This is a genomic window from Massilia sp. P2_C2 (genome assembly GCF_056404615.1).
This window is the reverse complement of the sequence record NZ_JBFUDR010000248.1, coordinates 1-9,512: the sequence shown is the minus strand read 5'-3', so window position 1 is coordinate 9,512 and position 9,512 is coordinate 1. Positions and strand designations below refer to the sequence as shown.

Annotated in this window: 9 protein-coding genes; 3 read left to right on the top strand and 6 right to left on the bottom strand. The window is 64.6% G+C overall.

The window, feature by feature from the left end; genetic code table 11:
- The 3 genes from AC1DYX_RS23160 to AC1DYX_RS23150 all read left to right on the top strand — a co-directional run.
- Nucleotides 1-1,637, top strand: a 1,637-nt coding sequence (locus tag AC1DYX_RS23160; RefSeq protein WP_477263213.1) for a transglutaminase TgpA family protein, incomplete at its 5' end; no start/stop codon positions are given.
- Nucleotides 1,634-2,764, top strand: a complete 1,131-nt coding sequence (mltB, locus tag AC1DYX_RS23155) for a lytic murein transglycosylase B (protein ID WP_477263211.1) — start codon at nucleotides 1,634-1,636, stop codon at nucleotides 2,762-2,764. The genes AC1DYX_RS23160 and mltB, both read left to right, overlap by 4 nt.
- Before the next feature lie 454 nt (nucleotides 2,765-3,218).
- The gene (locus tag AC1DYX_RS23150; protein WP_477263209.1) at nucleotides 3,219-3,569 is read left to right on the top strand and encodes a hypothetical protein; all 351 of its coding nucleotides are present in this window, start codon (nucleotides 3,219-3,221) and stop codon (nucleotides 3,567-3,569) included.
- 162 nt (nucleotides 3,570-3,731) lie between these two features.
- Here AC1DYX_RS23150 and cysM read toward each other — a convergent pair whose 3' ends face one another.
- The 6 genes from cysM to AC1DYX_RS23120 all read right to left on the bottom strand — a co-directional run bounded on the left by cysM (nucleotide 3,732) and on the right by AC1DYX_RS23120 (nucleotide 9,375).
- Nucleotides 3,732-4,634 carry a cysteine synthase CysM gene (gene cysM, locus AC1DYX_RS23145; protein ID WP_477263207.1) on the bottom strand — a complete coding sequence of 301 codons (903 nt, stop codon included), beginning with the start codon at nucleotides 4,632-4,634 and terminating at the stop codon, nucleotides 3,732-3,734.
- 179 nt (nucleotides 4,635-4,813) lie between these two features.
- Nucleotides 4,814-5,230, bottom strand: a complete 417-nt coding sequence (locus AC1DYX_RS23140) for a ComEA family DNA-binding protein (protein WP_477263205.1) — start codon at nucleotides 5,228-5,230, stop codon at nucleotides 4,814-4,816.
- Between the two features lie 237 nt (nucleotides 5,231-5,467).
- Nucleotides 5,468-6,466 (bottom strand): D-glycero-beta-D-manno-heptose-7-phosphate kinase, encoded by a 999-nt coding sequence (rfaE1, locus tag AC1DYX_RS23135; RefSeq protein ID WP_477263203.1) that lies wholly within the window; start codon nucleotides 6,464-6,466, stop codon nucleotides 5,468-5,470.
- Between the two features lie 7 nt (nucleotides 6,467-6,473).
- Complete coding sequence (locus AC1DYX_RS23130) at nucleotides 6,474-7,844, bottom strand: UDP-glucose dehydrogenase family protein (RefSeq protein ID WP_477263201.1); 1,371 nt, start codon at nucleotides 7,842-7,844, stop codon at nucleotides 6,474-6,476.
- 16 nt (nucleotides 7,845-7,860) lie between these two features.
- A complete protein-coding gene (gene lapB, locus AC1DYX_RS23125; protein ID WP_477263199.1) occupies nucleotides 7,861-9,036 on the bottom strand; it encodes a lipopolysaccharide assembly protein LapB in 1,176 nt (391 codons plus the stop codon).
- 33 nt (nucleotides 9,037-9,069) lie between these two features.
- A complete protein-coding gene (locus AC1DYX_RS23120; RefSeq protein ID WP_477263197.1) occupies nucleotides 9,070-9,375 on the bottom strand; it encodes a LapA family protein in 306 nt (101 codons plus the stop codon).
- Between the last annotated feature and the right edge of the window lie 137 nt (nucleotides 9,376-9,512).

Sequence of the window (9,512 nt, the reverse complement as noted above, 5' to 3'; positions counted from 1 at the left end):
TCCTCGTCCTGACCAATTTCTTTTATTCTCAGACGATCCCGACGGCGCTGCTGATGCTGGCCTCGCTCGTCGCGCTGCTGGCCACGCAGTTGTCGTTCCAGCTGACGGGCGCCGTGCCGCCGCTGCGCACGCGTTTGTGGATGGGCGCGAAGATGCTCGGGGTCGCCCTGCCGCTGGCGGGCGCCGCGTTCGTCCTGTTCCCCCGCATCGAAGGCCCGCTGTGGGGCATACAGGACGATGCGCACGGCGCGAAGAGCGGCCTGTCCGACACGATGGCGCCTGGCCAGATGTCCAACCTGGCACAGTCGGAGGACGTGGCGTTCCGCGTGAAGTTCGACGGCCCCGTGCCCGCGCAGCCCCAGCTCTACTGGCGCGGTCCGGTGCTGGGCGATTACGACGGCCGCATCTGGACCCGCGTCCGGCCGTCGCGGCTGTCCACCCCCCAGCCGGTGTCGCTGTCCGTGGGCGGGCAGCCGCTGGGCTACCACGTCACGCTGGAACCGTCGAACACGCGCTGGCTGTTCGCGCTCGAGATGCCGCGTGCGCTGCCCGTCGTGCCCGGGCATGGCGTGGTGCTGTCCGACGAGCTGGAATTCCAGTCGACCGATCCGCTCACGGAGCGCGTGCGCTACGACCTCATCTCCCACGTGCACTACAACCTGCAGCCGGACGCGTCACCCATCGATGGACAATGGCTGTCGCTGCCCTACGGGATCAATCCGCACGCGCGGGCGGCCGGCCAGGCCCTCGCGGCCGAGCCCGATCCGGCACGGCGCGTGGCGACCGTGCTGCGCGTCTTTGCCAGCGGCGACTTCGTCTACACGCTGAGGCCGCCGCTGCTGCCGGGAAGGGATTCGGTCGACGATTTCCTGTACGGCACGCGCGCCGGCTTCTGCGAGCACTACGCGGGCGCCTTCGTGTTCCTGATGCGCGCGGCCGGCGTGCCGGCGCGCGTCGTCACGGGCTACCAGGGCGGCGAAGTGAATCCACTCGACGGCTACCTGACGGTCCGCCAGTCCGACGCCCATGCCTGGGCCGAGGTCTGGCTGCCGCGCCGGGGCTGGGTCCGGGTCGACCCGACGGCGGCCGTGGCGCCGGAGCGCGTGCAGCACAATCTGGCGAGCGTGCTGCCGCCGCCGGCGCCGTTCGGCCTCGAAGGCCTGGGCCGGCTGCTGCAACCGGATCCGGATTCGCTGCTCGGCCGCGTGCGTTACGCGATCGGCGCCGTCAACAACGGCTGGAACCAGTGGGTGCTGAACTATACGCCGCAGCGCCAGCAGCGCTTCGTCGACCGTCTGCGGGAAGGCTTGTCCCATTGGCAAAGCCTGGCACTCATCGCCATGCTCTGCCTGCTGTTGTTTCTGGTGAGAAAATTCTCGCAGAGGCAGAAAGTGGACCCTGTCGATGCGCTATACTCGGCCCTGTGCCAGCGCCTCGGCCAGCTCGGCCTGCCGCGTGCGCCGGACGAGGGTCCGACCGCCTATGCGCAGCGTATCGCGACGGCCGGCCTGGCCCCCGAGCCTGGCGCGGCCGCGCTGGAATTCCTGCGCCGCTACAGTGCTTATCGCTACGGTCCGGGTACCTCCGGCACCAACGTCGTTCCCACCCTGAGAGATTTGCTGTCCCGAGTTCGATGAAATCCTTCGTTCCATTGCTGCTAGCCCTGGCCGTCGGCGCCGGGGCGGCGGCGGATGCCTGCGCCGCATCCTCGCATTCCGCTCCCTCCCATACCGCCAAGACCAAGGCCAGGACCGCCAAGGCGACGCGACCGGCAGCGCCTGCCCGTCCCGCCATCGACTTCGACGGCGAGGCGATCAATTTCGGCGAATGGCAAGCCGTGCGCGACTTCGAGGACGACATGGTCGCCCGCGCCGGTTTTGATCGCGCGCAGATCGACGATGTCATCCAGCGCGCGCGCTTCATCGATTCCGCCGTCCAGCTGGTCAAGCCGGCGCCGCCGGGCAAGCCGAAGAACTGGCGCGCATACAGCGACCGGTTCATCGAGCCGATCCGCATCAATGCCGGCGTACGCTTCTGGGACGACAATGCGGACACCCTCGCGCGTGCGCAGGCGACGTATGGCGTACCGGCCGAAATCATCGTCGGCATCCTGGGCGTGGAAACGATCTACGGACGCGACACCGGGCGCTTCCGCATCGTCGACGTGCTGACCACCCTCGCGTTCGCCTATCCGGAAGCCCCCAACCGCGCAGATCGGATGGCCTTCTTCCGTGGCGAGCTGGAAAACACCCTGCTGCTGGCGCGCAAGGAGAATATCGACCCGTTCTCGCTGCTGGGTTCATTCGCGGGCGCCGTCGGCATGCCGCAATTCATGCCGGGCAATATCCTGAAGTATGGCGTGGATTTCGACGGCGACGGTATCGTCGACCTGCGGGGCTCCGCGTCGGATGCGATCGGCAGCGTGGCGAACTTCCTCGTCCAGCACGGCTGGGACCGCAACAACACGGGTCCGGCAGTCTTCCCGGCCGATGTAGCGCCCAGCCAGGCCTGGCAGCCGCTGCTGGGCGGCCTGGAAGCCCGCTATGGTCCACAGGAGCTGGACAGCGCCGGCGTCGCCACCCGCACCGCGCTGCCGGAGGGCCGGCTGTATGGTCTCGTCGACCTGCAAAACGGGGCCGACCCGACGGAGTATTGGGTGGCAAATGCTAATTTTTTTGCTATCACCAAATACAATCGCAGTTATTTTTATGCCATGTCGGTAGTCGAGCTCGGTCGAGCCGTCCGGTTGGCGCGCGGGATCTAGTGTTTCCCGATCAAGAACTTTGTATCAGTTTGTAACGGGATTGTCATATAAATGGCCAACTTCACGCCGGCATGACAACCTTTACCCCCGGGGAGTATCTGCGTTTCCGTTGATCAGTTCTCTGAAGAAACAGAGAATCGTCCCCCATACCCCCTCCCAAGTTGTCATTCCGCCACTCAATTCCGAAACGTGCGGCGGCGCATCGATAATTGCTCTACACTTAAGTTTAAATAAAAAACAATTATCTTCTCAGTGAGTTTGTGAGAGAATTGCATTACGGCTATTGTTGCGACGAGACAACGGCCTTAACGAAAGCCACTGATCTTTATTGCTCTTAAGTACTAAATTTGAAATTAGTTGTATAATTTAGTAGAAACTTTCATATCCTTAAGTCTTCAAGGACGTGGAATTTCGGCCGCGAGCTCTGACAAACCCTCATAGGAATAGTGACATCATGACCAACCAAGTCGGCATTGATATGAACAGCGATTCGGAAAACGACGAACTGCTTCAGTACAACCCGAACCGCCTGCTCGACACCCTGATCGAGAACCTGCGCCTGAAGAACGACGCAGCCCTGTCGCGCGCGCTGGAAGTCGCGCCGCCGGTGATCTCGAAGATCCGCCACCACCGCCTGCCGGTCGGCGCTTCGCTGCTGATCCGCATGCACGAAGTCAGCGACCTGTCGATCCGTGACCTGCGCTACCTGATGGGCGACCGCCGCGCCAAGTTCCGCATCAGCGACAAGCAGTTCAAGCCGAAAGACAAGGACAACAACGCAGGCGGCGCCGGCGTCGAGCAATAATCGTGCGAACCGGACCGGACGGCGGCTAGCTGCCGCCGCACCGTCCCCGCGCATCCTGCTGGCTACCTTCCTCCGGAACACCGGAGCAGGAATGATTTTTTCCCCGCATAGACGGGATGGGAAGACCCAGCGCCTGGAATTCCGCGCCGGGCATTGAACTCGTCAGGCGGGAAACACACCCGTCGACAAATAGCGATCACCGCGGTCGCAGACGATGAATACGATCGTTGCGTTCTCGACCGTCCGCGAAATGCGCAATGCGATTTCGCAGGCGCCGGCCGCGGAGATACCGCAGAAAATACCCTCTTCGGCCGCCAGACGGCGTGCCATCTGTTCCGCGGCGGCCTGCGTCACGTTTTCGACCTGGTCGACGCGCGATTTATCGAAGATCCTCGGCAGATAGGCTTCCGGCCATTTGCGGATGCCGGGGATCGACGATCCTTCCTCCGGCTGGGCGCCGATGATGCGGATCGCCTCGTTCTGTTCCTTCAGGTAGCGCGACACGCCCATGATGGTACCGGTCGTGCCCATCGCACTGACGAAGTGGGTGACGCGGCCATCGGTGTCGCGCCAGATTTCCGGACCCGTCGTCTCGTAGTGGGCACGCGGATTGTCCTCGTTGCCGAACTGGTCGAGGATGATGCCCTTGCCATCCTTTTGCATCTGCTCGGCCAGGTCGCGCGCGTATTCCATGCCGCCGGTCTTGGGCGTCAGGATGATCTGGGCGCCGTACGCGGCCATGCTCTGGCGGCGCTCCACCGACAGGTTGTCGGGCATGATCAACAGCATCTTGTAGCCGCGGATCGCCGCCGCCATCGACAGCGCGATGCCCGTGTTGCCGCTCGTCGCTTCAATCAGGGTGTCGCCGGGTTTGATCTGGCCGCGCGCTTCCGCCCCGCGCAGCATCGACATCGCCGCGCGGTCCTTCACGGACCCGGCCGGGTTATTCCCTTCGAGCTTGCCGAGGATAATGTTGTTGCGGGCCGCCGCTTCCGGCCCGGGGATGCGCACCAGCTGCACCAGCGGGGTATTACCGATCGTATCTTCGATGGTCTTGTATGCCATTGCCTACTCTTTTGCGAACGCGAAAGCGCCATTCTAATCCGAGTTGGAGCGTCGCGTATGGGTCAGGGCCGGTGCCGGCGGCTGGATTGGCTTGCGCCAGCAAAGAAAAAACCCCGCATGCGGCGGGGTTATGCGGTGCGGGTTGCGCCAGCGGCTCAGGTGGCCGCTCAGGTGGCCGCTCAGGTGGCCGACTTGGCGGCGGCTTCGGGCTTGGCCTTGGTATCTGCCGGCTTGGCGTTGGCCTTGGCGGGCTTGGCTGCCTTCTCGGCCTTGCCGGCGGCTGCGTCGGCCTTGGCCGTCGTGGACGCCGCCATCGGCGCGCCTTCCATCGACTGACCGTTGACCTGCAGGCCCGCCTTCGACAGCTGGGCGGCACGCTTCTGCTGCACACCCTTCACGCGTTTCTGGAAATCGCTCCAGTCCTTGAACGCGCCGCCCTTGGTACGCTCATCGATGATTGCCTTCGACATGGCCGGACCAACGCCCTTGACCGAATCCAGCGCGGCGGCATCGGCCTTGTTGACGTCCACCTGGGCGAACGCAAAGCCCATCGACGCCACCAGCGTGGCGACTGCAAGCATCAGCTTCTTGATCATCTCGTTTCTCCGTTATCGTGGGTGGCGGCCGGGTGGCTGCCTGCTGTATTAACGGATGCTGATACGGATAGGTTGACGGGTGGATTTGAGTTACCGCAGTAGGGTGGGCACCCCTGTGCCCACGCGTGACGTTTGCGGTTTGTTGGCGTTACGCGTGGGCACGTTTCATTGGATTGATGCCCCCGGCATCAATCCCCCCCGGCCTCAAATGCCCACCCTACGGCTATGTGAACCCGGTTATGCGTGGCTGTCGTCCTTGCGGCGCTGCGCAAACAACTCGTCGCGGGTGACGGTCGCCGTGCCGAGCTTGCCGACGACGATGCCGCCGGCCCGGTTGGCCGTTGCCAGCGCTTCCGGCAGCGGTGCGCCTGCCCCCAGCATCGCGGCCATCGTGGCGATGACCGTGTCGCCGGCGCCCGAGACGTCGAACACCTCGCGCGCGTCCGCGTGCACGTGCAGGACTTCCGTCGCCGTGTACAGGCTCATGCCCTCTTCCGAACGGGTCAGCAGCAGCGCTTCCAGGCCCAGTTCCTCGCGCAGGCGCTGGGCCTTTTCGGTCAGCTGCTCTTCCGTCTTCCAGCTACCCACGATGCGCTTCAGTTCGGACTTGTTCGGCGTGAGCATCGTCGCGCCCGCGTACGGCGTGAAATCGTCGCCTTTCGGGTCGACCATGACGATCTTGCCGGCAGCGCGCGCGGCGCGGATCATCTCGGCCACGTTGACGAGGCTGCCCTTGTTGTAGTCCGACAGGACGATCACGTCGTAGTCCGGCAGCAGCGCCTTGAATTGCGTGAGCTTGTCGCGCAGGATGGTTTCCGTGGGCGCGTCCTCGAAGTCGATGCGCACCATCTGCTGCTGGCGTCCGATCACGCGCAGCTTGATGATGGTGGAGATCGCCTCGTCGCGCTTCAGGTAGCTGTGGATGCTCGATTCGCGCAGGATGCGCTCGACGTGGTCGCCGGCCTCGTCGGCGCCAACGACGCCCAGCAGGCCGCAGTGCGTGCCGAGGGCCGCGGCATTGCGTGCGACGTTGGCGGCGCCGCCCAGGCGCTCCTCGCGGCGCTCGATGCGCACGACGGGCACCGGGGCTTCCGGAGAAATGCGCGAAACGTCGCCGAACCAGTAGCGGTCCAGCATGACGTCGCCGACGACGAGCAGGCGCACGCCGTCCAGTTGCGGCGCCTCGGTGTGGCGGTAGCTGTCCGTGGGGAGCAGCCGGCTCGGGATCGTACTCATGCCCGCCTCACTTGCCCGTGAGGACCGAGCGGCCGATGCCGTGGTACTCGATGCCGAGGCCGGTCATCAGCGGCGGCTCGAACAGGTTGCGCCCGTCGATGATCACGGGGTGGTTCAGGCGCGCCTTGATCTGCTCGAAGTCCGGGCTGCGGAACGCCTTCCATTCGGTGACGATCACGAGCGCCTCGGCGCCGTCCAGCGCTTCCATCGGCGTCTTCTTGAAGTCGATGCGGGACAGCTGGGCGTCGCTCAGGTCGAGCGCCAGCACGCGGCGGGCTTCTTCCATCGCGACCGGATCGTGCACGGCGACGGTGGCGCCGCGGTCGATCAGTTCCTTCAGCAGCACGCGCGACGGCGCCTCGCGCATGTCGTCCGTGTTCGGCTTGAATGCCAGGCCCCAGACGGCGAATTTCATGCCCGTCAGGTCTTCGCCGAAGCGCTGCATGACCTTGCGGCCCAGCACCTGCTTCTGGCGGTCGTTGACGGCTTCCACGGCGCGCAGGATCAGCAGTTCCTGGTCGTACTGGCGCGCCGTGCGCTCCAGCGCCTGCACGTCTTTCGGGAAGCACGAGCCGCCGTAGCCGGCGCCCGCGTACAGGAAGCTGTGGCCGATGCGCGGATCGGAACCGATGCCGTGGCGGACGGCCTCGATGTCGGCGCCGACCTGGTCGGCCAGGTTCGCCAGCTCGTTCATGAACGAGATGCGCGTGGCGAGCATCGCGTTGGCGGCGTACTTCGTGAACTCGGCCGAGCGCACGTCCATCCAGTACACGCGTTCGTGGTTGCGGTTGAACGGCGCGTACAGCAGCTTCATGAGGTCGCGCGCGCGCTGGCCCGCGGGGCTGTCGTCGTGGCCGATGACGATGCGGTCCGGACGCATGAAGTCCTCGACGGCGGCACCTTCCTTGAGGAATTCGGGGTTCGACACGACGGCGAACTCCATGCTTTCCTCGCCGCGCGCACGCAACCCCTCACGCAGCGCCGCGGCGACGCGGTCGGCCGTGCCGACGGGGACCGTCGACTTGTCGACGATGACCTTGTAGCCATCCATATAACGGCCGATGTTGCGGGCGGCGGCCAGCACGTACTGGAGGTCGGCGGAGCCGTCCTCGTCCGGCGGGGTGCCGACGGCGATGAATTGCAGCTGGCCGTGGGCGACGCTGGCGGCGACGTCGGTCGAGAACTGCAGGCGGCCGGCCGCGCGGTTGCGCGCGACGACTTCCTCGAGGCCCGGCTCGTGGATGGGGATGCCGCCGTTGTTCAGCAGGTCGATCTTGCGTTGGTCGACGTCGAGGCAAAACACGTCGTTGCCGAGTTCCGCCAGGCAGGCGCCGGTCACGAGGCCGACGTAGCCGGTGCCGATAATCGTAATCTTCATGGTCAGGTTTCTTTGCTTAGTTCATCACATTCAGTTCTTCGGTCCGGCGCGGCGGATAAGTCTCCCACTTGCTGCACCCCGGGCATTGCCAGTAGTACTGGCGCGCCTTGAAACCGCAATGGCTGCACTGGTAACGCGCCAGTTTCTGCGTGTACCCGTGCACCAGGTTCTTCACCATCGACAGTTCTTCCCAGACGTTCGCCGGCGCATCCATCAGGCGCGCTTCCAGTAGCTTGTCGAGGCCGAGCAGCGTCGGATTGCGGCGCAGTTCTTCGACCACCAGCTGTTTGGCAGCGTCCACGCCGTTGAGTTCAATGACGGCCTTGAAGACGACTTCGATCAGATCAATCGACGACGCTTCTTCCAGGTAGGAGCGCAGCAGGTTGACGCCTTCCTGCGGCCGGCCGACCTTGCGGTACCCATCCATCAGACGGGTCGCGACGAGGGCCGCGTGCGGCACGCTCTGCTGCTCGACCCGGCGCCACGTCTTCAGCGCGCCCTCGATGTCGCCTTCCGCCACGAGGGCGTCGCCGTACAGCATCGTCGCGCGCACGCTCTTGCGGTCGGCCTGCAAGGCCTTTTCCAGCAAGGCTTTCGCCTCGTCGGACTGCATGTGCACGAGGGCGTCCTGCGCCAGTTCGCAATAGAATTGCGCGATTTCCTTGTGGTACGCGCCCGCGCCGGATTCCATCAGGCCTTCGGCGGCGGCGATCGCGCGGCGCCATTCCTTTTCGCGCTGGAAGATCTCGAGCAGCGCGCGGCGCGCCTGGACGCCGTACTGCGTGTCGACGAGCAGGTTGAACGTCTCTTCGGCGCGGTCCAGCAGGCCGGCCTTCAGGTAATCCATGCCGAGTTCGTATTGCGCGTGCACCTGTTGTTCGATCGGCAGGTCGGGCCGCGACAGCAGGTTCTGGTGGACGCGGATGGCGCGCTCGGTCTCGCCGCGGCGGCGGAACAGATTGCCCAGCGCGAAGTGCATGTCGGCCGTTTCCGGGTCGAGCTTGACGATCTCGATGAAGGCATCGATCGCCTTGTCCGGCTGCTCGTTGAGGAGGAAGTTCAGGCCCTTGAAATAGCCGCGCGGCAGACTGCGCGATTCGGAGACAAGTTGCTTGATGTCGACGCGGGCGGCGATCCAGCCGAGGGCAAAAAAGACGGGAATGCCAAGCAGCCACCAGATTTCAAATTCCATATGTTTTTCTTATGTAGTACGACTTCGATTCGTTCAGCTGCGCGTCGTGACGCCATCCGGCTGCGGTGCGCCGGCAGCGGTACCGGCCGCGCTCTGCAGCGCCTGGATCGTGTGCTTGTGCTGCGAGCTCTCGCGGCGGTGGCGGAACACGGTCGGCGTCACGGCCAGGATGCCGAGGAAGGCGCCGGCGACGAAGAACGCGAGCAGCATCAGCACCAGCGGACCGCGCACCTCGTAGTTCAGGAAGAAATGCAGGTCGACCTGGTGCGTATTCTTCAGGGCGAAACTGAAGAACAGGACGAACAGCAGGCATCCGACGATGGTGGAGACGAGTTTCATCAGCAGGTCCCGAATGGAAAGACGGCAAAGGCGCAGTGTCGCATATTTGAAACGATATTCCTAGGATGGCCATCCCGGCCGTTGTGCGCGTGCGGCGTGATTATACGTGGGTTGAAAATTCGGGGTCAGAGCACTTT